The sequence below is a fragment of the Bacillus cereus group sp. MYBK79-1 genome (assembly GCF_051915365.1).
Classification (GTDB): Bacteria; Bacillota; Bacilli; order Bacillales; family Bacillaceae_G; genus Bacillus_A.
Genome location: NZ_JBQAEO010000004.1, coordinates 184,451 through 211,445, shown reverse-complemented (window position 1 = coordinate 211,445; position 26,995 = coordinate 184,451). Strand labels below are relative to the sequence as shown.

Sequence of the window (26,995 nt, the reverse complement as noted above, 5' to 3'; positions counted from 1 at the left end):
AGTCAGGCCTTTTTTGTAATCGTAAAATTTTCAACGAGTAAACGCCAATTTTGTGGAAATGGCAAGCCAATCTTCCAATAACTAATACCGCCAATGCCTTGTTCTTTCATTAAATTGAATTTACTTTGAATAGACCTCGCATCTTCAAACCAAACTTCGTGTTGTACGCCGTTTTCATCGAAATAATTAAAATGAGGAGCTTGAGCTGTGAAATCATAGCGGATAGGAACATTATATTTACGAGCTAGTGCAACAGCTGCGACAGAGCTAATTGCTTTTGCAGGCGGATTGCCTTGTTTGAACGGTAGTTTCCAATCAAATCCATATAAATTTTGCCCCATCATAATCTTTTTGGGAGGCATTTGAGACTTTGCGTATTGAAGTACTTCTTTGACAGGACCGATAGGAGAAATAGCCATCGGAGGTCCGCCTTGCCAACCCCAGTCGTATGTCATAATGACGACGAAATCAACAATTTGTCCTTGTGCTTTATAATCGTGAGCTTCGAAAAATTTTCCCTTTTGATTTGAACTTGTTTTCGGTACAAGCGTTGTACTCAATGTGTATCCGTTAGGTAGGCGTGTTTTCACATTACGTAAAAAGCGATTATACGCCTCTCGGTCTTCAGGAGCTACACTCTCGAAATCGAAATGAATGTCCCGCATGCCGTATTTTTCAGCTGTTTGCAAAATGTTTGTAATAAATTTGTTTTGAATTGTTGTATCGCGTAAAATAACTGATGTCAGATCGGCACTAAAATTTCCATTTTCAATATTTGTAATAACGAGCATAGGGATGGTTTTGCCTTGTGTTGCAATATTAGCGATTTTAGCTGTTTCAGTTGGTTCTTTTAGCGTACCATCTCTTTTTGCCTCGAAACTGAAATAAGCTAAGTATGTTAAAAATGGATTAATAGCACGCGTAGCATTAACTAAACTTTCTTTAATAGGTATAGTTGAAGGTTGTAAATAAGCGATGGATTCTACCGCTCGTTTTGTCCCTTTCGGTATATATAATTGCTGTCCGACATGGAGAATGGATTTTAAAGATAAGTTATTCACTTTAGCTAAGCTAGCGAGAGGAACGTTATATGTTTGAGAAATTCGATAGAGGCTATCGCCAGGCTGTACATAATAATTATTTCCTTTCGTATTCACGATTAGTGCCTGACCAACAACGAGTGTTTCCGCTGGATTTAGTCCATTGTCCTTTACTATTTCGTCAGGTGTTGATCCGTATTTTGATGCCAAGCTATATACGCTATCACCGCTACGAACAGTTACAATTTGAATCATATGCTTGCTCCTTTCAGTAAAAGATTCACTGTTTTTATTTTATTTTTGATTCCGCTGTATTATGATTAAATGTATGCAAGGTAGCAGAAGTGAAAGAAGGCGAGTACATATGTTTGTAGCAGAACATGAAGTTGAAATCCGTTATGCGGAAACAGATCAAATGGGTGTTGTTTACCATTCAAACTATTTAGTGTGGCTGGAACTAGGCCGTACGAAACTTATACAAGATTTAGGGTTTTCATATGTTGAAATGGAGAAAGAGGGAATTATTTCTCCTGTGTTAGATTTGCAAATTTCATATCGTAAAGCGATGCGTTACGGAGAAAAAGCGATTGTAAAAACATGGGTTGATACAGTGAGTCCACTTCGCGTTGTATATGGATATGAAATTTATAATGGTGATGGAGAACTTTGTATTACTGCAAGTACGACGAATATTTGTGCGAAAAAAGAAGGATTTCGCCCTGTATCATTTAAAAAGTTATATCCAGAGTGGTATGCGAAATATGAGGAAATTAAGAAAAAATAAAAAAGCGTGGCAGAAGCCACGTTTTTTTATTTTTCATAATTAAATTGCGGGAAATCATCACCGTCGTTAAATGTAACAGATAAATTATGTCCATCGAAGAACCACTCATCATCGCCTTCAATAAAGAAGTTAATACCTTCTTCTTGAGTTTGAACAGCAGGATGTGCAGGATCATCTTTACGAATACCTAAAGAAAGTCCTTTTTGCACAGTACTGCAACCGCCGTATTGTACGAAAAGGCGTAGTGTTTCACCCAATTGTAAGTTTAATTCGTTTTTATACCATTGTGCTGCTTCTTTTGTTACGGAAAGATTCATGTATAGTTCCTCCAAATTATGTTGCTTTTTCTTTAGTATAAAAAATAACGCAAAAAGACGCTATTAATATGCTTCACGTTTTCTTTTTGCGTTATGTGGGTTACGATCTTATTTTTGCTTTTTTGAAAAGTTTGCTTTCGGTTCAGTTTTATTTATAATTCGTCCGATATTTGCACGGTGTTTATAAATAACCATACCTGCTAATAAACACATCGCAATAATGAAGATTTTATCCCCGCTAACAATGGATGCAATAACAGCAACGACGGCTGTTACCATAGAAGAAAGTGATACGTATCTTGTTGTAAATAAAAGGCTGAAAAAGACAACAGCTAATATTGCAAAAACAACTGGAGAGTAGCATAATAGCACGCCAGCAGAAGTTGCAACAGCTTTACCACCACGGAATTTTGCGAAAATCGGATATACATGTCCAAGAACAGCTGCTAATCCGAACCATAGTGGGTGTACATCTAATCCGAAAATAATCGGTAGACTTGTTGCTAATGTACCTTTTAAAATGTCAGCAATTGTAACGATAAAACCTGCTTTTTTCCCTAGTGTGCGGAATGTGTTTGTTCCGCCTAGATTACCGCTTCCGTGCTCACGAATATCGATTCCGTAGCCGATTTTTCCAACGACTAGTGCGAATGGAATCGAGCCAAGTAAGTAGGCAACGATAAATAAAAGATATGTAGTAACCATAAGTTCAGTCTCCTTTATTCAAATGTGTTGATAAAGGGTAAAAAGAGTTTTTCCCGTATATTGTACCATACATTTGTAAAGAGCACATTTCTTTTTTGTAAATGAAAAATTCATTATTTCGTGAAAAAAATTTCACAGGAATGTTACATTTCTCACAGAAACACCAAGACTATATGTAGTAACATTTTAATCACAAGACAACAACATATTGGTGGAGGGTTATAAATGTTACAACGAAATGTACGTGGAGAAGAATTAATGAGAGTGTTTGAGACGATTGTCCACGGTAGTGAACAAGATTTAATGCAAGAAAATGCAAATGTAGATGGCCGCTCTCCGATGGGAGTAATGGGAACGTTCGCATCAGAGGGTGCGAAATATTATGCAGTTGAAAATTTATTGTCAGATCAAGTGAAAAAAGCGATAGATCAAAATATATTATATCCACATGACTTAGATTTTTATGCGACAGGAACGACGACTTGTTCGCAAATTCCGTTAGCGCAAATGCTTGCGAACGGTTTTCATACCGGACATGGGCATATGAGACAACCGCAGGATATTAAAAGTGCATTGGCTCTTTCGTCTATTATTTTTCAGGCGAATCAAAATATGCAGCACGGTGGTCAATCATTTGCACTCTTTGATATTGATTTAGCTCCATATGTGAGAAAAACAGTAGCGAGACATAAGAAACGATTACAGTCATATCCGCTTACGAAAGAACAAATAGAAGAATTTGCATGGAAAGAAACAGAAAATGATACGTATCAGGCGTGTGAAGCTTTCGTTCATAATTCAAATAGTATGCACAGTAGGGGCGGGGGACAAGTACCGTTTATTTCTATTAATTATGGAACAGACACATCAAAAGAGGGACGGTTATTAGTTAGACAACTTTTAAAAGCGACACAAGCTGGTCTTGGTAAAGGAGAAACACCAATTTTTCCGATTCAAATTTTTAAAATGAAAAAAGGTGTGAACTTTGAAGAATGTGATCCGAACTATGATTTATTTGAATTAGCGTTAGAGACAACGGCTGAACGATTATTCCCTAACTTTTCATTTTTAGATGCGCCATTTAATGCAGTGCATTATGACGGACGACCGGAAAGTGAAGTATGTTATATGGGATGTCGTACCCGTGTCATGTCTAACATACATGGAGAAGAAACAGCGATTGGGAGAGGCAATTTATCATTTACGTCTATCAACTTAGTGAAATTAGCGTTAATTAGTGGTTCAAAGGAAGCATTTTTTGAAGCGTTAAATTATTACTTAGATTTAGGGATTAAGCAATTATTAGAGAGATTTGAGTATCAATGTACGAAGCGAGCAAGAGATTTTCGATTTTTATATTCACAAGGTGTATGGCGCGGTGGAGAGAAGTTACAGCCTGAAGATTCTGTAGCATCCATTTTAAAGCAAGGGACGTTAAGTCTTGGTTTTATCGGTCTTGCGGAGTGCTTAGTAGCTTTAACAGGAAAGCATCATGGAGAAGATGAAGAATCATGGAAACTGGGGTATGAAATCATTTCCTTTATGAGAGATAGAATGGATAAAGCAACGGAAGAACATGAACTGAATTTCTCAGTCATTGCAACTCCTGCAGAAGGGTTATCAGGGAAGTTTGTGAAAAAAGATAGGGAAGAATTTGGTGTGATTACCGGTATAACGAACCATAATTATTATACGAATTCATTCCATATCCCAGTTTACTATAGCATTCAAGCGATAAATAAAATTCGTTTAGAAGGACCTTTCCATGCTCTATGTAACGGGGGACATATTACGTATATTGAGCTAGACGGAGCAGCTATGCATAACAAACTGGCGTTAAAACAAATTGTACGAGCGATGGCAGATCATGGCGTTGGATACGGTTCAATTAATCATCCTGTTGACCGTTGTAAGTGCTGCAGTTATCACGGAGTTATTGGAAATGAATGCCCAAGTTGCGGAAATGAAGACGAAGCTAATATAGAAAGAATTCGCCGTATAACAGGATATCTTGTAGGAGATATGTCGAAGTGGAATAGTGCGAAACGTAGTGAAGAGATGGATCGGGTGAAGCATAAATGAAAGTGATGAACATCATTCATGATAGTGTTGTAGACGGGGAAGGGTTGCGGACAGTCGTGTTTTTTGCGGGCTGTCCGCATCGTTGTTTCGGTTGCCATAATCCGAAATCGTGGAATATTTGTAATGGAACTGAAATGACAGTAGAAGAAATTGTGAAAGAGATTGCAAGTAATCCATTAACTGATGTAACATTTTCAGGTGGAGATCCATTTTTTCAAGCTGCTGATGTGAAAAAAGTAGCAAAAGCCGTGAAAGACTTGAAAAAAAATCTATGGATGTATACAGGTTATACGTTAGAAGAGATACAGAGTTCTCAAAATAATGATATGATAGAGTTGTTACATTATGGGGATGTTTTAGTCGATGGAAGATTTGAAATCGAGAAAAAAGATTTAACACTTCCATTTCGCGGAAGCTCCAATCAACGTATTATTCGATTGAAAGAGTAAAAAGGCGGGATAGATGATATGAATAAAACAGTATTACTTGTTGAAGATGAAAGAAGACTACGTGAAATCGTAAGTGATTATTTTCGTAATGAAGGCTTTGAAGTAATCGAAGCAGAAGACGGAAAAATAGCGTTAGAATTATTTGCAGAGCATGAAATTGATTTAATTATGTTAGATATTATGTTACCAGAAATAGATGGATGGTCTGTTTGTAGACGCATTAGAAAAGAATCAGCAGTACCAATCATTATGTTGACAGCACGTTCGGATGAGGATGATACACTACTAGGGTTCGAATTAGGTGCAGATGAGTATGTAACGAAACCTTTCAGCCCGAAAGTGTTAGTAGCTCGTGCGAAGACGTTATTGAAACGCGCGGATGGTGTGGTAGGAGTAGCGGAAGAAAATGCTATGTCTTTAGCTGGAATAGAAGTGAATCGTCTATCTAGAACCGTTTTAGTAGATGGAGAAGAAATTATATTGACACATAAGGAATTTGAACTTCTTGTTTATTTAATGGAGAACAAAGGAATTGTGTTGTCACGTCAACATTTATTAGATCAGTTATGGGGATATGATTACTACGGTGATGACCGAACGGTTGATACTCATATTAAAAAACTACGAAATAAGCTAGGAGATAAAGCGAAGCATATCGGTACTGTTATTCGAGTGGGTTATAAATTTGAAGAATAACCTTTAAATTACTATGCACTTTAGCTTTGGGATATAGCAAATTTATACTCTCTTTTGTAGGTGGAATGTACAAAAAATACTTTTCTTGTCTATAATGATAGATAAGAGTATTTTTTTAATTGGATTTCACGATGAGTTCACAAGAAGGACACAAACTGTGACTATACTGAGAGTACGAATTCACCAGAGAGGGGAAATAAAACATGGGATATTACGACGGACCGAATTTAAATGAAGAGCATAGTGAAACGAGAGAAGTGAGAAAATCAGGCGGTAAAAAAGGTTATTTTTTCACAGGTTTAGTCGGAGCTGTAGTTGGGGCTGTCACAATTAGTTTTGCGGCACCATATATGCCATGGGCTCAAAATAATGGAGCGGCTGTATCATCATTCAGTTCGGATTCAAAAGTTGAAGGTACTGTAGTTCCTGTTGTCAATAAAGCAAAAAATGAAACTGATTTACCTGGTATGATTGAAGGCGCGAAAGATGTTGTTGTAGGTGTTATTAATATGCAACAAAGTGTTGATCCATTTGCAATGCAACCGACAGGCCAAGAGCAACAAGCTGGTTCAGGATCAGGTGTTATTTATAAAAAAGCAGGAAATAAAGCGTATATTGTAACGAACAATCATGTAGTAGATGGAGCGAATAAACTTGCTGTAAAACTAAGTGATGGTAAAAAGGTAGATGCAAAACTTGTAGGGAAAGATCCTTGGTTAGATTTAGCGGTTGTAGAAATTGATGGATCTAATGTAAATAAAGTTGCCACTTTAGGTGATTCAAGTAAACTTCGTGCGGGTGAAAAAGCGATTGCAATCGGTAACCCACTAGGGTTTGATGGAAGTGTAACGGAAGGTATTATTAGTAGTAAAGAACGTGAAATTCCAGTAGATATCGATGGCGATAAGCGTGCAGATTGGAATGCTCAAGTTATTCAAACAGATGCAGCAATTAACCCAGGTAATAGTGGTGGTGCGTTGTTTAACCAAAATGGTGAAATAATTGGGATTAATTCAAGTAAAATTGCACAACAAGAAGTTGAAGGAATTGGATTTGCTATTCCAATTAATATCGCAAAGCCAGTTATTGAATCACTTGAAAAAGACGGAGTGGTGAAACGTCCAGCTCTTGGAGTAGGTGTCGTTTCATTAGAAGATGTGCAAGCTTATGCAGTAAATCAATTGAAAGTACCGAAAGAAGTAACAAATGGCGTTGTATTAGGTAAAATTTACCCAATATCACCTGCAGAAAAAGCTGGTTTAGAGCAATATGATATTGTAGTAGCATTAGATGATCAAAAAGTAGAAAATTCACTTCAATTCCGTAAATATTTATATGAAAAGAAAAAAGTAGGCGAAAAAGTAGAAGTTACATTCTACCGTAATGGTCAAAAAATGACGAAAACAGCTACTTTAGCAGATAATTCAGCTACAAAGAATCAATAATTGAAATAAAAGAAAGTCTCTTTCATATTGAAAGAGACTTTCTTTATCGGCTATACTAAAGGAATAGGAGGGATTAATTATGAAAATTGAAAACCCAACTCGTACGGAAATTGGTGAAGTATTAAAGAAAAGTAAAACGATTGCAGTTGTTGGATTATCGAATAAACCAGAACGTACATCGTATATGGTTTCAAAAGCAATGCAAGATGCTGGGTATCGCATTATTCCAGTAAACCCAACAGTAGATGAGGTACTTGGAGAAAAAGCAGTTTCTTCACTAAAGGATATTAAGGAACATGTTGACATTGTAAATGTATTCCGCCGTTCAGAATTTTTAATGGATGTTGCGAAAGAGTTTGTAGAGATTGATGCAGATGTTTTTTGGGCACAATTAGGAGTACAAGATGAAGATACATATAAACTTTTGCAAGAAAAAGGCTATGTTGTAATAATGGATCGTTGCATTAAAGTAGAACATGCGATGACAAAATAGTATAGGTTTTAAAGAGAGAAAGATTGATTCAGCCCTTGTTATAAATAAGTAGGGCCGATGAACGAGGTGTTCATCATGAGATTTTTTAAAGGCTGTTTTTGGGGATTGTTAATTGTTATCCCATTTTGGATATTGATCATTTGGATCATGATAAAGGTTTGGAATGTATAATCTTGGCATACATATCCATTTCTCGTTGACAAACGATTATTTTTCTGAAATAGTAGCCTAGAGGAATCCTTGTGAAAAAACAAGGATTTTTCTATTGAAAATGGTATATAAAAGAGATAAGATAACTTGCCAAAACTATAGTCGAGGCGTTATTCTATAATAGAAACATATGTTCTGATTTGATTAGGAAAGGGGCAAGGAGTTTGGCGAAGCATCAGTTCCAATATAATGAAGATGCAATTCAAGTGCTAGAAGGACTTGAAGCCGTTCGAAAACGCCCGGGTATGTATATCGGGAGTACGGATAGCCGTGGATTGCATCATTTAGTATATGAAATAGTAGATAACTCCGTTGACGAAGCGTTAGCGGGATTTGGCGACGAAATTTCTGTCGTAATACATAAAGATAATAGTATTAGCGTTATTGATAAAGGGCGAGGAATGCCTACGGGAATGCATAAACTTGGGAAACCTACACCTGAAGTCATTTTAACTGTACTTCATGCCGGTGGTAAGTTTGGTCAAGGTGGTTACAAAACGAGTGGTGGTTTACACGGTGTTGGGGCATCAGTTGTAAATGCTTTGTCAGAATGGTTAGTAGTAACGATTAAACGTGACGGAAATATTTATGAACAACGCTTTGAAAATGGTGGTATTCCTGTAACGACCCTGGAGAAAATCGGGAAGACGAAAGAGTCTGGTACGACAATACATTTTAAACCAGATACAACGATTTTCAGTACAACGAATTACAATTATGAAACATTATGTGAGAGATTACGTGAATCTGCATTCTTATTAAAAGGAATGAAAATCTCAATAAAAGATGAGCGTAATGATTTAGAGGATGTCTTTCATTATGAAACAGGAATTGAAGCTTTCGTTTCATACTTAAACGAAGAGAAAGATTCGATTCATCCGGTTGTATACTTCACTGGTGAACAAAACGGAATTGAAGCAGAGTTAGCATTCCAGTTTAACGATGGCTATTCAGAAAACATTCTTTCGTTTGTAAATAACGTACGTACAAAAGATGGGGGAACACACGAAGCTGGATTTAAAACAGCAATGACGCGTGTGTTCAATGAGTATGCTCGTAAAGTATCGTTATTAAAAGAAAAAGATAAAAACTTAGAAGGTACAGATATTCGTGAAGGTGTAGCGGCTATCGTTTCTGTACGTGTACCAGAAGAAGTACTTCAGTTTGAAGGGCAAACGAAAGGGAAACTTGGTACAAGTGAAGCTCGTTCTTCAATTGATGCAATTGTATCTGAGCATTTAGCTTACTTTTTAGAAGAAAACCCAGATGTTGCTACACTTCTTGTGAGAAAGGCAGTTAAAGCAGCGCAGGCACGTGAGGCTGCTCGTAAAGCGAGAGAAGAAGCGCGTACAGGTAAAAAGAAAAAGAAATCAGAAGGTACATTAAGTGGTAAGTTAACACCAGCACAATCACGTAACCCGCAAAAAAATGAACTGTACCTAGTAGAGGGTGACTCTGCCGGTGGTTCTGCGAAACAAGGTCGAGACCGACGTTTCCAAGCGGTATTACCGTTACGTGGTAAAGTAATCAATACAGAAAAAGCAAAACTTGCTGATATCTTTAAAAATGAAGAGATTAATACAATCATTTACGCTATTGGCGGTGGTGTAGGGAATGAATTCGCTGTTGAAGATATTAACTACGATAAAGTTGTGATTATGACCGATGCCGATACAGATGGTGCGCACATTCAAGTATTGTTACTAACGTTCTTCTACAGATATATGAAACCACTTATCGAAGCAGGCAAAGTATTTATTGCACTTCCTCCTTTATACAAAGTAAGTAAAGGAAAAGGTAAGAGTGAAGTGATTGAGTATGCATGGTCTGATGAAGAATTAGATGGTGTAACAAAAAAGGTCGGTAAAGGCTATATGCTGCAGCGCTATAAAGGACTTGGCGAAATGAATGCCGATCAATTATGGGAGACAACTATGAATCCTGAAACACGTACGTTGATTCGTGTGAAAATTGACGATGCATCAAGAGCGGAGCGCCGAGTTACGACATTGATGGGTGATAAAGTAGAACCTCGCCGTAAATGGATTGAACGAAATGTACAATTTGGTATGCAAGAAGAAGGAAATATTTTAGAAAATGAAATGATTATGGAGACGGAGGTGGAATAACATGCAGGCAGAGAAGTTTCATGACCTCCCGCTTGAAGACGTGTTAGGTGACCGCTTTGCACGTTATAGTAAATATATTATTCAAGATCGCGCGCTTCCAGATGCGCGTGACGGTTTAAAACCGGTACAAAGACGTATTTTATATTCTATGTATGTAGAAGGAAACGTACATGATAAAGCGTTTCGTAAATCAGCTAAAACAGTCGGTAACGTTATTGGTAACTACCATCCACACGGTGATTCCTCTGTATATGAGGCGATGGTACGTTTAAGTCAAACTTGGAAAGTACGTAATGTTTTAGTTGAAATGCATGGTAATAATGGTAGTGTTGATGGCGATCCAGCAGCGGCAATGCGTTATACGGAAGCACGATTATCACCAATCGCATCTGAGTTATTGCGTGATCTCGATAAAGAAACAGTAGAATTCGTGTCAAATTTTGATGATACGAGTGAAGAACCTGTTGTACTTCCAGCGATGTTCCCGAACTTACTAGTGAACGGATCGACAGGAATTTCAGCTGGTTATGCAACAGAAATTCCTCCGCATCACCTTGGGGAAGTAATTGATGCAACGATGATGCGTATTGATAAGCCGAATAGTACTGTTGATGATTTATTAACAGTTATGAAAGGACCAGATTTCCCGACAGGTGGTATTATTCAAGGGATTGATGGTATTAAAAAAGCATATGAAACAGGAAAAGGTAAAATTATTATTCGCGGAAAAGCGGAAGTTGAAACGATTCGCGGTGGTAAGCAACAAATCGTTATTACAGAAATTCCATATGAAGTAAATAAAGCGAACCTTGTTAAAAAAATGGATGAATTACGTCTAGATAAAAAACTAGATGGAATTGCTGAAGTACGTGATGAGACAGATCGTACAGGTCTTCGTATTGTTGTAGAGCTGAAAAAAGAAGTAAATACTGAAGGTATTTTAAATTATTTATATAAGAATACAGATTTACAAATTCCATATAACTTTAATATGGTAGCGATAAATAATCGTCGTCCGACACTTATGACATTACCTAAGATTTTGGATGCGTATATTGGGCATCAAAAAGAAGTTGTAACAAAGCGTTCTCAGTATGAATTACGAAAAGCAGAAAATCGTCAGCATATTGTTGAAGGTTTAATAAAAGCATTATCAATTTTAGATCAAGTAATCGAAACGATTAGAGCTTCTAAAGATAAGCGTAATGCGAAAGATAACTTAAGTGCCAAATTTGGTTTTACAGAAGCACAATCAGAAGCAATCGTTTCGTTGCAATTATATCGTTTAACAAATACAGATATTACGGCATTAGAAAAAGAAGCAGATGAATTGAAAGAAAAAATTGCAGAATTACAGGCAATTTTACAAAGTGAAAAAAGACTTCTTCAAGTTATTAAAACAGATTTGAAGAGAGTAAAGAAAACGTATAGTGATGATCGCCGTGCTATTATTGAAGAACAAATTGAGGAAATTAAAATCGATGTGGAAGTTATGATTCCGCAGGAAGATGTCATCGTTACTGTAACGAAAGAAGGATATGTGAAACGAACAGGTTGGCGTTCACATAATGCATCGAACGGGAAAGACTTCGGTATGAAAGAGGGTGACATCTTACTGGAGCGATTCGATACGAACACGACAGAGACAGTCCTCTTATTTACGAATAAAGGAAACTATATATATCTGCCAGTATATGAAATGCCAGAAATTCGTTGGAAAGATTTAGGTCAACACGTTGCGAATCTCGTTTCACTCGAGCGGGATGAAATGATTATTTGGGCGACCGTCGTACCAAACTTTGAAGAAGAAAAACGATTTATCGTATTTGTTACACGAAATGGTATGATTAAGAAAACAGAATTAAACCAATATAAAGTTCAGCGTTATTCAAGAGCGTTCGTCGCTGTGAATTTGAAAAAAGATGATTATGTTGTAGATATATTTGCAACAGATGGAACGAGTGATATTGTTCTTGCAACCTATGGTGCATATGCACTTATTTTCCATGAAGATGAAGTAAGTCCAGTCGGTGTAAGGGCCGCTGGTGTGAAAGCAATTAACTTAAAAGAAGATGATTATGTCGCTTCTGGTAAACCGTTAAATGGTGACAAAGATCAACTTATTCTCGTAACGCAGCGCGGTGCTGTAAAACGTCTAAAAGCATCAGAAATTGAGAAATCAACGAGGGCGAAGCGAGGTCTTGTTATTTTCAAAGAGTTAAAACGTAATCCATACCGTATTGTCGGTATTGAAATTGTTAGAGACGATGAACTAGTTTACATGAAGACAGAGAAGCACATCGTAGAAGAAATTGATCCGAAAGCGTATCGCAATAAAGACAGGTATAGTAACGGTAGTTTAGTGCTAGATGTTAATGATACTGGTGAAGTTATTGAAACGTGGACGAAAAAACGACCGGAATAAACCAAAGCATCTTGCTATGAATAATGGCAAGATGCTTTTTTCTAGGCAAATTATTATGTAAATAAAAATAATCTTGTTATAATAACTGAATGAAATCGTTCTCATAAAGTGAAACTTTAATTAGTGGGGATTTTCTTTATCCCCATTGATTATTAGTTGAACCAATCGGGCTTTTAGGAGCAGTTGATTCCTTACCTAATTTCTTTGCTTTCGCTGAATTTTGGGGTAGGAATCTTACTGCCCGTTAAAGCGGAACAGATGGAGGGGCAACATGAAAAAAATAGGTGTAGGCATTGTAGGATTTGGATTTTCTAGTACAACATTTCACATTCCATTATTACAAACGATAGAAGAATATGATATTCGTGCTATTTTATCATCAAAAGAAGAACTCGTGAAACAAGCATTACCAAATGCTGAAGTTGTTGGCACAATTGAGGAATTAGTAAATCGTGCTGATATTGACTTAGTGGTCATTACTTCACCGAATACAACTCATTTTCCATATGTAAAAGAAGCAATTTTACATGGCAAGCATGTAGTTGTGGAGAAACCATTCGTTGTTTCAATTGAAGAAGGGGAAGAGCTTATCTCATTAGCAGCGGAACATAATGTGGTAGTAAGTGTATATCATAATCGTCGTTTTGATAATGATTTCTTAACGATAAAGAAATTGTTAGAAGAAAATAGAATAGGGAATCTATACGCATATGAAGCCCATTTCGATCGTTTTCGCCCGAATGTACGTGATCGCTGGAGAGAAAAGAACTTACCTGGATCAGGTATACTATATGATTTAGGATCGCATTTAATTGACCAAGCATTATCATTATTTGGGAAACCAGATGCAATAAGTGCAGATGTAATCAAACAACGACCAGGTGCAGAAATTGATGATTACTTCCATGTTATACTTCACTACGGTGTGAAACGTGTCACTTTACATAGTAGCAGTTACGTAAAGCAAGCAGGTCCACACTTTACACTGCATGGAGATAAAGGTTCTATCGTGAAATACGGTATGGATTCACAGGAAGAACAATTAAAAAATGGAATGAAGCCAGGCGATAACGGTTATGGAGTAGATGCTGAAGAGAATTTTGCTACTTTACATACGGAAGAAAAGCTAGAGCGTATTCCAACAGAAGTTGGCTGTTATGACATGTATTATAAAGGTGTAAGAGATAGTATTGTAAATGGTGAGAAACCACCTGTAACAGCACAAGAAGGCTTAGAAGTTATTCGACTTATTCAATTAGCGATTGAAAGTAGTGAAACGGGTAAAGTTATCACTGTAAAGTAAAAAAGACACGAAATTCGTGTCTTTTTTTATTAGGATTAAATGAATATGACTAATTATTTAGTTTAGTCGTTTATCATACATTAACTGGATTTGTATGCCGTAAGGATCTTCAATAATCCCATATGCTTCACTAAATATATTTTTTTCTAGCGGAGAGATTATTTTCACATGCTTATCGGAAATTAAATTATTATAAAATCTTTGTATTTCTTCTAAATTAGCGCTTTGAATGCAAAGAGACATATTATTTCCAACGTTATAACGTTCCTTAGGATTCATCGTATCCTCTGCTATCATTAGCTTTGTATTCCAAATTTGTAAAACAGAGTGAGCAATATGATCTTTATTTTCACCTGTAATTTTAAAAGAACTATCTCTATTGGCAAGATCTTCATACGTAACAATCATTAACTTCTTTGCTTCTAAATTACGTGTGTAAAAATTAATTGCCTCCTTTGCTTGCCCATTCATTGAAAGAAAAATAGCTATTTCTAATGTCATAAATTTATAACCCCTTTATTAGTTAATAATTATAATATAGACTAGAAAGGTTTCAATACATGACACCTTTTCGGGAGGGAAATATGAAAAAAACGGAACGAATAAATGATATGCTTATTTTCTTGAATAATAAAAGGTATTTTAATTTAAAAGATTTAATGGCTAGATATGATATTTCTAAAAGTACCGCGTTGCGAGATATTCAATCATTGGAAGAAATAGGTGTACCAATATATTCTGAGCTAGGTAGAAATGGAAGTTATAAAATTATAGAAAATAGTGTGTTATCGCCAATTTATTTTAGTGTGGATGAAATGTATGCGTTATACTTTTCGATTCTTACATTAAATGGATACAAGACGAAACCATTTAATATAGAAAGTATTGCACTTGAAAATAAACTTAAACATGTATTACCTGATAATGTGAGTAAAAATATTTCAATTATGGAACGAACGCTTTCTTTTGAAGTAACAAATCATAGTAATTTTAGTCCGTTCTTAAAAGAAATTTTACAGGGGATTTTTGCTGAGCGAGTTTATCATTTAACATATTTAAAAAAAGATGAGGAGAAAGCATTGGTCGCTCAATTTATTCGAATCGAATCTAAATTTGGCCAGTGGTATGCTAAAATCTTTAATTTTGAGACAAATCATGTTCAAATAATTAGATGCGATAAAATTCTTTCTATTGAGGAAACAAGCAATACGAATCCAAAAAATCTTGAAGAGTTGTTAAGTTATCTTACTAATTTTCATAGAAAGCCTGATGCAATTGATTTTAGTGTCATTGTTAATCAAAAAGGAAAAGACATTTTTGATAAAGAGAATTATCCTTCCATGAAGATACAAAAAGAAAATGAAATTTATAGTATAACAGGCTATTTTAACAAGCAAGAAGTTGAGTTTATTTCAAGTTATTTTCTGAATTTCGGTGAAACGATTATCTCAATTCAGCCAGCTATGCTAAAAGAGTTAATCTATAATAAGGTATTATCTATAAAGCAGCATTTAACTTCTTTAAGATAAAGTTAGTTTTAATCATTTTATTGACATGAAAAAGCCCTTGAGATTTAAATATCCAAAGGGCTTTTTTGTGATGGTATTTGTTCTTTAGAAACATTATTTTTTTGGGACGGACAGTCCATAAAAGAACATCGTAACGATATCTTGTATATGTTTTTCGCGATTTCCTTCAAGAAGCTGTGCTCCGAAATCATCACCTAATTTAGTGAACATTTGAATGTATAGCAACATCATTTCTTTAGTAAGGTGAGGGTTAATTTCATTTTTTTGCTGTGCTTGTTCTAATATTTCTAAATACCAAGGCAGGATTTTTTCGTTTTGATAACTATAAATAAACTCGCGGAGTTCTTCATCTCTTTGCATCATTTGTAGTAACATATCTGGCTGAAATAACCCACCAGTATTCATTTTTCTTACAATCATTTTTTGCATCATATCATGAAAAGGTAAATTTTCCGCTGCAAGATCTTTATAATATTGAAATTCAGATATAATAAATTCTTGTATAAGCTCTCGAAATAACGCATCTTTACTTCCGAAATGATTATAAATGGTAACTTGAGAAACGTTTGCTTTTTTTGCAATATGTTCTATTTTCACTTCATTAAATCCACGTTCTGAAAATAATAAAAAGGCTGCCTCTTTAATGGCACGTTTTTTCTTTTCTTTCACTTTTTCAAAGCCGTTCAATGCAATCACCTCAATTATAATATACAAGAAAAAATAATGGGAAACAATAATTTTGAAATATAGGCATATAAATATTTCAAAAAGTTGTTGCGAATATGAAAGATGAGGAGTACAATAATTTTGAAATATCACATATTAAATATTTCAAAAAATGAGGTGGAATTATGATTTCAGTTCAAAATGTAACAAAACAATTTTCAAATGGAAAAGGTTTGTTTCATATTACATTTGATGTAAAAGAAGGGGAAGTATTTGGTTACTTAGGACCAAATGGTGCTGGGAAATCCACAACAATTCGTAATTTAATGGGATTTATAAAACCGACAGATGGTAAAGCGACAATTTTTGGATTAGATTGCTGGGATGAAGCAGCGAAAATTCAAAGAGAAGTTGGTTATTTACCAGGAGAAATTTCTTTTATTGAAGGAATGAATGGATTAGAGTTTTTGAAGTTAATGCAAGGAATGCGTGGGCTAAAGGATACGAAAAGACGAGATGAATTAATAGAACGTCTACAATTTGATGTGAAAACACCGATTCGAAAAATGTCTAAAGGGATGAAACAAAAAGTAGGCATTGTTGCTGCTTTTATGCATGATCCGGAAGTGTTAATTTTAGATGAACCGACTTCAGGACTCGATCCACTTATGCAGCAAGTATTTATAGATTTAATAGTAGAGGAAAAGCAAAGAGGGAAAACAATTCTTATGTCGTCGCATATTTTTACTGAGATTGAGAGAACTTGTGACAGAGTGGCTATAATTAAAGATGGTCGCCTTGTAACGGTTGAAAATATTCATGATTTACAAAGTATGAGACGACAGGTAATAGATGTAACCGTATCATCGCAAGAAGAGATTGAATCTCTTACAAAATGTAATTTGCAATTTGAAGCGGTGAAAGGTAGAGAAGCATCGATTATTGTACAAGGAAACTATCAAACTGTTTTACAAACACTTTCAAACTATAATGTAACGGCACTTCAAACGAGAGCAATGGATTTGGAACATTTATTTATGCATTATTACGATAAGAAAGAAGGGGTAAAGCATGAATAAGCAATTGTTTTTAGCTAGTTTGAAAGAAACACAAAAAAGTATTTTGAGTTATGCAGCTGGTGCAGCTCTATATTTATGGTTGCTAATTTGGATATTCCCTTCAATGGTATCGGCGAAAGGGTTAAATGAATTAATAAGTGCTATGCCTGATAGTGTGAAAAAAATTGTTGGTATGGAAAGCCCGATTCAAAACGTAATGGATTTTTTAGCTGGTGAATATTATAGTTTATTGTTTATTATTATATTGACAATTTTTTGTGTAACAGTTGCGACGCATTTAATTGCTCGTCATGTAGATAAAGGAGCGATGGCATACTTGCTCGCAACGCCTGTATCTAGAGTGCAAATTGCAATCACGCAAGCGTCTATTCTTATATTGGGACTACTAATTATTGTAGCTGTTACGTATGTAGCAGGTATAGTAGGTGCAGAATGGTTTTTAGAAGATAATAATTTAAATAAAGAATTATTCCTGAAGATAAACGTAGTCGGAGGGCTCATATTTTTAGTCGTTAGTGCTTATTCATTTTTCTTTTCTTGTATATGTAATGACGAGAGAAGGGCACTTAGCTACTCAGCAAGTTTAACAATTTTATTTTTCGTAACGGATATGGTAGGTAAATTAAGTGATAAGTTAGAGTGGATGAGAAATATATCATTATTTACGCTATTTCGTCCGAAAGAAATTGCTGAAGGAACGTATAATATATGGCCAGTGAGTATAGGTTTAACTGCTGGAGCTCTTTGTATTTTCATCGTAGCAATTGTATTGTTTAGAAAGAGGGATTTACCGTTGTAAAGTAGAAAGTCCACTGAAAAAGTGGGCTTTTTTTGATGAGGAGGAAGCGAATGAATCATTTGTTCCGGGTGCAGCTATATGTAAATGATATCGAAAAGTCATTATTGTTCTATGAAGAAGTAATTGGTTTACAGTTGTATAAAAGAAGTATGCATGGAGCGCGTTTTAATCATGAACAGTTTTCTTTATTATTAGTTAGTGATTCAAGATTGAATGAAAATCACTACTTTTACAATCGAAAAGAAATGAAGGGGAATGGCTTTGAACTAATTATTGTTGTCAATCGGATTGAAGAAGTATATGAACGTTGTAAAGAGAATCGGTGCACAATACAAGAAGAAATTCAAACTTATCCATGGGAAATGAGAGGATTTAAAATTGTGGATCCAGATGGATATTTCCTTAGAATTACATCTGAGTAAAGGTAAACATGAAAAATGTTTACCTTTTTTTATGAAAATATTCAAAAAAATGAACCTTTTTCTAGGCTCGTCCGTCTAATACATGTAAAGTTAAATTTGAAGTGAGGATGAAACAGGAGGAGCAATTGTGAAAGTAATCCCTTTATATAAAATAATTGTAAAAGAAGAAACGGATGTTTCTTTAGCGAAAAAAGGTGATCATGAAGCGTTTATAGCGCTTATACATACAGAAAAAGTGAAGATGTATCGCATTGCAAAGGCTATGTTACGCGATGAGACAAATATAGAGGATGCGATACAGGCGACAATTTTAAAAGCCTATGAAAATATAAAAAAATTAAAGAAAGAAGAGTTTTTTCAAACTTGGTTAATTCGAATTTTGATAAATGAGTGTAACAACATTATTAGATCATACAAAAAGATAATGGTAACAGAAGAAAGTTACAATATGAGTGCTTATGATCAATATGAAGATATAGATTTGTGTAATGCGATTCAATCATTACATGAAGAGTTAAGAGCTGTTACGGTACTTTATTATTATGAAGATATGAATCAAGAAAGTATAGCGAAGCTTTTAGAAGTGCCAAAAGGAACAGTAAAATCAAGATTGTCACGAGCGAGGGAACAACTGCAAAAGCGATTAAAGATGGAATAGGGGGTGTATTGGATGGATAACGAAAAATTATTTGATGAGAAATTAAAAAAGAAAATAAAAGAAGAGAATGTTATAGTACCGCCAGAGTTAAATGAAGAGATTAATCGTACACTACATAATCTTCCGGTAAAAAAGAAAGGTTATAGAGTTTATATGATGGTTATAAGTGCTGCGGTTCTAACACTTTCCATTGTGTCTATGTCGGAGTTTTCTGATCAAATTTTTGCTCAAAATGGTGGGGTATTTGAATATATAAAGAAAAAGGCGTTTTCTGATTATGAAAATGAAGAAGAAATAAAATCGAACGTAAATTATCCAGATAAAGAAAAGATTCATGAAAAGATGCTGGATTCCATTGATCATTTTAATAATATTTCAGGACAATTTGAGGAATATTCTAGTTCGTCAAGAATTGCTACAACATACAAATATGCGATTGATACAGAATGGCAAAGTGGTATCTCTTCGAAAGAAGATAAGCTAACGAAAAAACGAACAATTATATATAACGAGGGCAAGAAAAAAGAATTTGATGATGAGAAGTATACATATAAAGAGACGAAATGGAGCCCGAAAGAAAGAAACTATGAACTATTAAAATTAAATCCTACGGAAAGATTATTGAGAAAATCAGGCGAGAAAAAAAGATATGATGATGAATATATAGGATTCGCGAAGTATAGTATTCAATCAGAATTTGCTGATCTATTAATTCGATATAAAGATTGGAATTATAAAGAAACGAAGTATCTTGGACTTGATTGTTACAAAATAAAAGGGACAATAAACATAGAAATGCCTGTAAGTACATCTGAAGATTTAAGAGGAAAATTTGAAATGGTTGTAGAGAAAAATACAGGGATTATGCTAAAGTTCTTTAGTTTCCACGAAGGTATGATTCAATATTCGATTACGACTGAATGGATACAAATAAACAAAGGATTGAAAGAGAATGTATTTCAAAAGGATCGCGCTAAGTATGAAAAATTGAAAAACATATTAGATGAATAGAAAACGGAGGGAAATATATGGAGAATACCTCTTCAAGAGAAAAGAAAAATAAAAGAAAATATAAGAAAACAATGATACTAAGTGTATTGTTAGTAGTATTATTATTTGGCGGAGTGGGATATGGTGCTTATGTGTATATGAAAACTTCTAATCTCGTACAAAAATCTAGTTTGAATTTAGCACGCGGTGAAAAATCAAATTTACGTGAGAAAGCCGTAAAGCCGATTACAAATAATGTTTCACTTTTAATTATGGGCATTGATGAAAATCAAGAACGACAAAAGGAGTATAATGGTGCATTTCATACAGATGCGCTACTGTTAGCTACTTTTAATAAAGATGATAAGACAGTGAAATTAACGAGTATACCACGTGATACATACACATATGTTCCAGTTGAAAAGAAAAAAGATAAAATAACGCATGCATATGGAAGTGGTTTCGTTAAAAATGGTAAAGATGGAGGGCCGCAAGCTTCAATGGAAGCGGTAGAAAAATTGTTACAAGTGCCTGTTGATTATTTTGTGAAGTTTAATTTTAATGCATTTACTAAAATTGTTGATGGATTAGATGGGATTGAAGTAAATGTCCCAGTTGAATTTACGGAGCAAAATAGTAAAGATGAACCTGACGCGATTCATTTGAAAAAAGGACTACAAAAATTAACAGGGGAAGAAGCACTTGCACTGGCAAGAACGCGTCATATTGATAGTGATGCAATGAGAGGACAGCGCCAACAGCTTGTTATTGAAGCGATGTTAAGTAAATTAAAAAGTGTAGGCTCTATTACGAAGCTAGAAAAAATAGTTGAGGCGGTTGACGGCGATTTTAAAACAAATTTAGTAATGGATGATATTTTATCTTTTTATAAATACGGTTTAAACGGTTCAGTTGAAAAAATACAATTAGCTGGTGATGATTTATATTTACCTAACGGTCCAAATGGGGAGCGTGTATATTATTATAACCCTAATAAAAAAGATTTGCAGAGTTTAAGTAATACGCTTAGAACACATCTAGGATTAAGTGAAAAGCAGATTGAGGAGAATTAAAGCAGGCATAATGTCTGCTTTTTTATTATGTTTAATAGTGTGACATTTAAACTTGAATATTATATACTATTTCCAAATTACGGATAATAGTGTAACATAATAATGTAGTTTAAGTTAAATAGCAGGGGGGATATTACATAAAATACATCATTAGCAATTATTGAAATCGTATAGGAGAAATGAAAGAAACAGGGGAGTATTAAAAATGAGAATTGTAAAGAATTTAACATTCCAAGTTATTGTGGCAATTATATGTGGTATTGCAGTAGGGACCATTTGGCCTAGTGTTGGACAAGAGATGAAGCCAATTGGTGAAACGTTCATCAATATGATTAAAATGGTTATTGCACCGATAATCTTTTTAACGATTGTGCTTGGTATTGCAAGTATGGGAAGTATGAAAAAGGTAGGTCGTGTTGGTGGTAAGGCACTATTATATTTTGAAATCGTGACAACAGCGGCTTTAATTATTGGTATCATCGTAGCGAATGTTGTACGTCCCGGAGATGGATTAGATCCTTCGAAACTAAAGGGCGGAGATGTTTCGCAATATGTACAAAGCGGGCAAGAAATGAAGTGGATGGACTTCTTTTTACATATTGTGCCGTCTAACATGTTTGAAGCATTTGCAAAAGGTGATATTTTACAAGTTCTGTTCTTCTCCATTTTATTCGGTGCAGGGTTAACGATGCTTGGAAAGAATGGACAACCTGTTATTGACTTTTTTGATAGGTTATCGAAAGTATTCTTTAACATATTATCAATTGTAATGAAATTGGCACCTATTGGGGCGTTTGGTGGAATGGCGTTTACAATTGGAAAATACGGTTTAAGTACATTAATACCGCTTGGTAAATTAATGATTTGCGTATATGCGACAATGGCATTATTTGTTTTTATTGTTTTAAATTTCATTTGTAAAATGTATAATTTTAGCTTATGGAAATATTTAATTCATATTAAAGAAGAATTGCTTATCGTACTTGGGACATCATCATCAGAATCAGTACTGCCGCGAATGATGACAAAGATGGAAGACTTCGGATGTTCGAAGCCGGTAGTAGGTTTAGTCATTCCGACGGGATATTCTTTTAACTTAGATGGAACGACAATTTATTTATCGATGGCAACAATATTTTTAGCTCAAGTCTTTCACGTCGATCTTTCACTAGGTCAACAATTAACTATAATAGCTATTTTGTTAGTTACATCGAAAGGTGCAGCAGCAGTAACAGGTGGAGGTTTTATTGTATTAGCATCTACTTTATCTGCAATGAATGTTATCCCGTTAGAAGGGTTAGCGCTATTACTTGGCGTAGATCGTTTCATGTCAGAAGCGCGTGCTATCGTCAATTTAATTGGTAACGGCATTGCGACTGTAGTTGTTGCAAAAAGTGAAAATGAATTTGATGATGAGAAGTATAGGAGAGTAGTAGAAGAAATGAAAAGAGAGAAAATGGCCGGATAAAAAGTCAGCTTTGCTGACTTTTTTATTTTTGTAGAAAAGAGGTTTGTTACGATATACATTATTTATTAACAATAATTTACAAGTGTTTTATAGTGAAGGGATGTAAAGACTATTAAATCAATACATAGAATTCAATGAGGTATAGTGTTTCGAAAGAGTATGGAATTTTTATGAATATTACTGTAAAAAAATAATTTTTTAAAAATTTTCAATAATAACACTTTACAAAACTCAAAAAATTAGTAGAATAATAGTTAATAAGAATCTTCTGATAAATATATAAAGAAAAACAGAATTATCAGAAAATTCTTAAATGAGAGCGTTAAGAATTAGGGAGGGTACAGAAAGTGAAAAAGAAAAAAATGAAAAAACTAACAGCAGTTGTAGCACCAGTTTTAGCAATGAGTATGGCATTGACAGCATGTTCTACATCAGGTGGAGATAAGAAAACAAGCACAAATTCTAGCTCTGGCGGAGATAGTAAATCAGAAGAAAAATTAGCAGCGAAACAAGTACTAAATCGTACTGAAACAAATGAGATTCCAACAATGGATACTTCTAAAAATACTGATACATTAGGTTCTCAAGTTTTAGGGAACACAATGGAAGGTTTATATCGATTAGATAAAGATAACAAACCAATCCCAGCTGCGGCAGAGTCAAGCACGAAGAGTGAGGATGGTAAAAAATATACATTCAAATTACGTAAAGATGCAAAATGGTCAAATGGTGATCCTGTAACAGCGAAAGATTTCGCATATGCATGGCAACGTCTATTAGACCCAAAAACAGCTGCTGAGTATGCATTTATCGCATTCCCAATTAAAAATGCAGAAGCGGTTAATAAAGGGGAAAAACCTGTAACTGAACTAGGAGTAAAGGCAGTAGACGACCTTACTTTAGAAGTTGAATTAGAACAAGCAGTGCCATACTTCTTAAACTTAGTAGCATTCCCATCGTACTATCCATTAAATGAGAAGTTCGTAAAAGAAAAAGGGGATAAATACGGTTTAGAGTCTGATACAACAGTATATAACGGACCGTTCGTTCTTACTGATTGGAAGCATGAGCAAGGCTGGAAACTAAAGAAAAACGATCAATATTGGGATAAAAAGACAGTAAAACTAGATGAAATTAACTATAGCGTAGTAAAAGAAGTAGCTACAAGAGTAAACTTATATGATACAAATGCAGTTGATTTCGCGCTATTAACAGGTGAATTCGTTGATAAGTATAGAAGTAATAAAGAAGAATTTGGCACATACTCACAAGTAAGTACTTACTTCTTACGTATGAACCAAAAACGTGGCGGACAAGATACACCGTTAAAGAGCCAAAAATTACGTGAAGCAATCGCACTTTCAATCGATAAAAAGAATTTAGCAAATGTTATTTTAAATGATGGATCTAAACCTGCGGACTTCTTAGTACCAAAAGGATTAGCAACTGGACCAGACGGTAAAGACTTCCAAGAAACATTTAAAAATGGTATTAAACCAGATGCGAAAAAAGCAGCAGCTGCATGGGATGAAGCAAAAAAAGAGCTTGGAAAAGATCAAGTTACAATTGAGCTATTAAACTATGACACTGGTAATGCGAAAAAAGTTGGGGAATATGTAAAAGATCAAATTGAGAAAAACTTAAAAGGTGTAACTGTTAATATTAAACTTCAGCCATTCAAACAAAAGCTGAAATTAGAAACAGAGCAAGACTATGATTTATCATATGCTGGTTGGGGACCTGACTACGCAGATCCAATGACATTCTTAGATATGTTCCAGTCTAATCATTCTCATAACCAAATGAGCTTCGCTGATCCGAAGTATGATGATATGATCAAAAAAGCTGGCACTGAATTAATGGGTGATGCGAAGAAACGTTGGGAAGAGCTAGGAAAAGCTGAGAAATTACTTCTTGAGCAAGATGTAGCACTTGTACCTTTATATCAACGTGGTGATGCTTATGTTAAAAAGCCAAATGTAGAAGGCATTGTTCACCATAATATTAGTCCAGAGTATAGCTTCAAATGGACATATATCACTGAAAAAGGTGGAAAATAATTTTAAGCAGTAATACTATCTGTAAGTGGATGAATATAAGTTTCTTAGCGTATTTTGTAGTGAGAATCTCATCGTTCACAATAGTAAGATAAAATGATAGAGCATTCCAAAAGTAGACGATTTACTTTTGGAATGCTCTTTTATTATGAAACAAAATGTAAATAAACTAATAGATATAAGGAAGGATCTATATAGTGATAATAGAAAAAAACAATTGTTACTATCACAAAAAAATAATTTTTAGAATATTTTAAAAATAACTTTACAAAATCTGAAAAATTAGTAGAATATTAATTAATAAGAATTTTCTGATAAATGTTTATTAGAAAATCTATCAAAATTAGTTTCGTACATATAATTGGGGAGGGTACAAAAATGAAGAAAAAGATGAAAAAGTTCACGGCGGTTGTAGCGCCAGTTTTAGCGATGAGTATGGCGTTGACAGCGTGTTCTGGATCTGGTGGGGAGAAGAAATCAACTACGACGTCTAGTGGTGGTGGGGAAGAGAAAAAATCTGAAATTAAATACGCAGCGAAACAAGTGTTAAATCGTACAGAGAATCAAGAAATTCCGACGATGGATGTTTCAAAATCTACTGATACGTTGGGTTCTCAAATTTTAGGGAACACAATGGAAGGTTTATATCGATTAGATAAAGATAATAAGCCAATCCCAGCTGTTGCAGAATCTAGTACGAAAAGCGAGGATGGCAAAAAATATACATTTAAATTACGTAAAGATGCAAAATGGTCGAATGGTGACCCTGTAACAGCGAAAGATTTCGTATACGGATGGCAGCGTTTACTCGATAAGAATACAGCTGCAGAATATGCGTTTATTGCTTTCTATATTAAAAATGCAGAAGCAATTAATAAAGGTGAAAAACCTCTAACAGATTTAGGAGCAAAAGCGGTAGATGATTATACGCTAGAAGTAGAATTAGAAAAGCCAGTACCATATTTCTTGAATTTAATGGCGTTCCCATCTTACTATCCTTTAAATGAAAAGTTCGTAAAAGAAAAAGGAGATAAATTCGGTTTAGAAGCAGATACAACGTTGTATAATGGACCATTTGTGATGGCTTCTTGGAAACATGAACAAGGATGGCAGCTAAAGAAAAATGATAAGTATTGGGATAATAAGACTGTAAAATTAGAAGAAATTAACTATAGTGTAGTAAAAGAAGTTGCGACGAAAGTAAACTTATATGATACAGGATCAATTGATTTCACATTATTATCAGGAGAATTCGTTGATAAATATAAATCAAACAAAGAAGAGTACGGTGAGTATTCAGAAGCGAGTACATTCTTCTTACGTTTAAATCAAAAGCGTAACGGACAAGATACACCGTTAAAGAGCAAAAAACTTCGTGAAGCGATCGCATTATCAATTGATAAAAAAGGATTAGCAACTGTTATTTTAAATAACGGTTCAAAAGCAACAGATCAATTAGTGCCAAAAGGACTTGCGACAGGACCAGACGGTAAAGATTACCAAGATACATTTAAAAATGGTCTGAAATATGATCCGAAAAAAGGTGCAGCAGCTTGGGATGAAGCGAAAAAAGAACTTGGAAAAGACCAAGTGACAATTGAATTACTAAGCTATGATGATGGAACTGCGAAGAAAATTGCTGACTACTTTAAAGATCAAATTGAGAAAAACTTAAAAGGTGTAACGGTTAACACGAAAATTCAGCCGTTCAAACAAAAACTAAAATTAGAGTCAGCGCAAGATTATGAAGTTTCGTTTGCAGGTTGGAGCCCAGATTATTCAGATCCAATGACATTTATTGATATGTTTGAATCGAAGAGCCCATATAACCAAATGAGTTATTCGAATCCAAAATACGATGAAATGGTAGCAAAAGCAGGTAATGAATTATTATCTGATCCGAAGAAGCGTTGGGAAACGTTAGGAAAAGCAGAGAAATTGTTCCTTGAAGAAGATGCAGGATTAGTACCTTTATACCAAACAGGTAGAGCGTATGTAATGAAGCCGAATGTAAAAGGTATTGTAAAGCACAACATTAGTCCAGAATATAGCTTTAAGTGGGCTTATGTAACGGAAGGGAAATAATAAAAAGGAGCGTGTTTAAAAGTAGATAATTTACTTTTAACACGCTCTTTTTCTATTCAATTAAATAGAGAAGAATAAGAAAAGTAGTACT

The 26,995-nt window shown here is 34.7% G+C and carries 24 protein-coding genes; 19 read left to right on the top strand and 5 right to left on the bottom strand.

What is annotated here, in order from left to right:
• Nucleotides 1–2: 2 nt before the first annotated feature.
• Entirely contained in the window at nt 3–1,295 is a 1,293-nt protein-coding gene (locus ACTFOB_RS09765; protein WP_440025611.1) for a glycosyl hydrolase family 18 protein, read from the bottom strand.
• A 109-nt stretch (nt 1,296–1,404) separates the two neighbouring features.
• Between ACTFOB_RS09765 and ACTFOB_RS09760 the strand changes: the two genes are divergently transcribed.
• The gene (locus ACTFOB_RS09760) at nt 1,405–1,824 is read left to right on the top strand and encodes an acyl-CoA thioesterase (protein WP_000495812.1); all 420 of its coding nucleotides are present in this window, start codon (nt 1,405–1,407) and stop codon (nt 1,822–1,824) included.
• A 26-nt stretch (nt 1,825–1,850) separates the two neighbouring features.
• On the opposite strand, the gene ACTFOB_RS09755 is transcribed toward ACTFOB_RS09760, so the two are convergent.
• Nucleotides 1,851–2,141, bottom strand: coding sequence for a HesB/YadR/YfhF family protein (locus ACTFOB_RS09755; protein WP_061679918.1), 291 nt, complete (start codon nt 2,139–2,141; stop codon nt 1,851–1,853).
• Between the two features lie 108 nt (nt 2,142–2,249).
• The gene (plsY, locus tag ACTFOB_RS09750; protein WP_000258967.1) at nt 2,250–2,846 is read right to left on the bottom strand and encodes a glycerol-3-phosphate 1-O-acyltransferase PlsY; all 597 of its coding nucleotides are present in this window, start codon (nt 2,844–2,846) and stop codon (nt 2,250–2,252) included.
• A 225-nt stretch (nt 2,847–3,071) separates the two neighbouring features.
• Here plsY and ACTFOB_RS09745 point away from each other — a divergent pair, with 225 nt between their 5' ends.
• The 8 genes from ACTFOB_RS09745 to ACTFOB_RS09710 all read left to right on the top strand — a co-directional run bounded on the left by ACTFOB_RS09745 (nt 3,072) and on the right by ACTFOB_RS09710 (nt 14,078).
• Complete coding sequence (locus ACTFOB_RS09745) at nt 3,072–4,928, top strand: anaerobic ribonucleoside triphosphate reductase (RefSeq protein ID WP_440025614.1); 1,857 nt, start codon at nt 3,072–3,074, stop codon at nt 4,926–4,928.
• Nucleotides 4,925–5,377: an anaerobic ribonucleoside-triphosphate reductase activating protein gene (gene nrdG, locus ACTFOB_RS09740; protein ID WP_151634191.1), complete on the top strand. Its 453-nt coding sequence runs from the start codon at nt 4,925–4,927 to the stop codon at nt 5,375–5,377. The genes ACTFOB_RS09745 and nrdG overlap by 4 nt, the downstream gene beginning before the upstream one ends.
• Nucleotides 5,378–5,395: 18 nt before the next feature.
• The gene (locus ACTFOB_RS09735; protein ID WP_001044675.1) at nt 5,396–6,073 is read left to right on the top strand and encodes a response regulator transcription factor; all 678 of its coding nucleotides are present in this window, start codon (nt 5,396–5,398) and stop codon (nt 6,071–6,073) included.
• Between the two features lie 203 nt (nt 6,074–6,276).
• Nucleotides 6,277–7,518 (top strand): S1C family serine protease, encoded by a 1,242-nt coding sequence (locus tag ACTFOB_RS09730; RefSeq protein ID WP_440025616.1) that lies wholly within the window; start codon nt 6,277–6,279, stop codon nt 7,516–7,518.
• 79 nt (nt 7,519–7,597) lie between these two features.
• A complete protein-coding gene (locus tag ACTFOB_RS09725; protein WP_440025618.1) occupies nt 7,598–8,011 on the top strand; it encodes a CoA-binding protein in 414 nt (137 codons plus the stop codon).
• Between the two features lie 374 nt (nt 8,012–8,385).
• Nucleotides 8,386–10,350: a DNA topoisomerase IV subunit B gene (gene parE, locus ACTFOB_RS09720; RefSeq protein WP_440025620.1), complete on the top strand. Its 1,965-nt coding sequence runs from the start codon at nt 8,386–8,388 to the stop codon at nt 10,348–10,350.
• Nucleotide 10,351: 1 nt separating this feature from the next.
• A complete protein-coding gene (parC, locus tag ACTFOB_RS09715; protein WP_440025621.1) occupies nt 10,352–12,775 on the top strand; it encodes a DNA topoisomerase IV subunit A in 2,424 nt (807 codons plus the stop codon).
• A 271-nt stretch (nt 12,776–13,046) separates the two neighbouring features.
• A complete protein-coding gene (locus tag ACTFOB_RS09710) occupies nt 13,047–14,078 on the top strand; it encodes an oxidoreductase (RefSeq protein WP_440025623.1) in 1,032 nt (343 codons plus the stop codon).
• A 57-nt stretch (nt 14,079–14,135) separates the two neighbouring features.
• Here ACTFOB_RS09710 and ACTFOB_RS09705 read toward each other — a convergent pair whose 3' ends face one another.
• Nucleotides 14,136–14,579 (bottom strand): VOC family protein, encoded by a 444-nt coding sequence (locus ACTFOB_RS09705; protein ID WP_440025625.1) that lies wholly within the window; start codon nt 14,577–14,579, stop codon nt 14,136–14,138.
• 59 nt (nt 14,580–14,638) lie between these two features.
• On the opposite strand from ACTFOB_RS09705, the gene ACTFOB_RS09700 reads away from it, so the two are divergent.
• A complete protein-coding gene (locus tag ACTFOB_RS09700; RefSeq protein ID WP_440025626.1) occupies nt 14,639–15,607 on the top strand; it encodes a helix-turn-helix transcriptional regulator in 969 nt (322 codons plus the stop codon).
• 93 nt (nt 15,608–15,700) lie between these two features.
• Here ACTFOB_RS09700 and ACTFOB_RS09695 read toward each other — a convergent pair whose 3' ends face one another.
• Nucleotides 15,701–16,321: a TetR/AcrR family transcriptional regulator gene (locus ACTFOB_RS09695; protein WP_440025629.1), complete on the bottom strand. Its 621-nt coding sequence runs from the start codon at nt 16,319–16,321 to the stop codon at nt 15,701–15,703.
• A gap of 137 nt (nt 16,322–16,458) precedes the next feature.
• On the opposite strand from ACTFOB_RS09695, the gene ACTFOB_RS09690 reads away from it, so the two are divergent.
• The 9 genes from ACTFOB_RS09690 to ACTFOB_RS09650 all read left to right on the top strand — a co-directional run bounded on the left by ACTFOB_RS09690 (nt 16,459) and on the right by ACTFOB_RS09650 (nt 26,904).
• Nucleotides 16,459–17,352: an ABC transporter ATP-binding protein gene (locus ACTFOB_RS09690; RefSeq protein WP_440025631.1), complete on the top strand. Its 894-nt coding sequence runs from the start codon at nt 16,459–16,461 to the stop codon at nt 17,350–17,352.
• Nucleotides 17,345–18,151 carry an ABC transporter permease subunit gene (locus ACTFOB_RS09685; RefSeq protein WP_440025633.1) on the top strand — a complete coding sequence of 269 codons (807 nt, stop codon included), beginning with the start codon at nt 17,345–17,347 and terminating at the stop codon, nt 18,149–18,151. The genes ACTFOB_RS09690 and ACTFOB_RS09685 overlap by 8 nt, the downstream gene beginning before the upstream one ends.
• Before the next feature lie 50 nt (nt 18,152–18,201).
• Complete coding sequence (locus ACTFOB_RS09680; protein ID WP_440025634.1) at nt 18,202–18,573, top strand: VOC family protein; 372 nt, start codon at nt 18,202–18,204, stop codon at nt 18,571–18,573.
• Between the two features lie 127 nt (nt 18,574–18,700).
• Nucleotides 18,701–19,231 (top strand): RNA polymerase sigma factor, encoded by a 531-nt coding sequence (locus ACTFOB_RS09675; RefSeq protein WP_440025635.1) that lies wholly within the window; start codon nt 18,701–18,703, stop codon nt 19,229–19,231.
• A gap of 12 nt (nt 19,232–19,243) precedes the next feature.
• A complete protein-coding gene (locus ACTFOB_RS09670; protein WP_440025636.1) occupies nt 19,244–20,242 on the top strand; it encodes an anti-sigma factor in 999 nt (332 codons plus the stop codon).
• Between the two features lie 17 nt (nt 20,243–20,259).
• Nucleotides 20,260–21,294, top strand: coding sequence for an LCP family protein (locus ACTFOB_RS09665; RefSeq protein WP_440025637.1), 1,035 nt, complete (start codon nt 20,260–20,262; stop codon nt 21,292–21,294).
• A gap of 205 nt (nt 21,295–21,499) precedes the next feature.
• Nucleotides 21,500–22,762, top strand: a complete 1,263-nt coding sequence (locus tag ACTFOB_RS09660) for a dicarboxylate/amino acid:cation symporter (RefSeq protein WP_440025638.1) — start codon at nt 21,500–21,502, stop codon at nt 22,760–22,762.
• Between the two features lie 347 nt (nt 22,763–23,109).
• On the top strand, nt 23,110–24,822 hold the full coding sequence (locus tag ACTFOB_RS09655; protein WP_440025639.1) for a peptide ABC transporter substrate-binding protein: 1,713 nt from the start codon (nt 23,110–23,112) through the stop codon (nt 24,820–24,822).
• 375 nt (nt 24,823–25,197) lie between these two features.
• Nucleotides 25,198–26,904, top strand: coding sequence for a peptide ABC transporter substrate-binding protein (locus ACTFOB_RS09650; RefSeq protein WP_076539361.1), 1,707 nt, complete (start codon nt 25,198–25,200; stop codon nt 26,902–26,904).
• Nucleotides 26,905–26,995 lie beyond the last annotated feature (91 nt).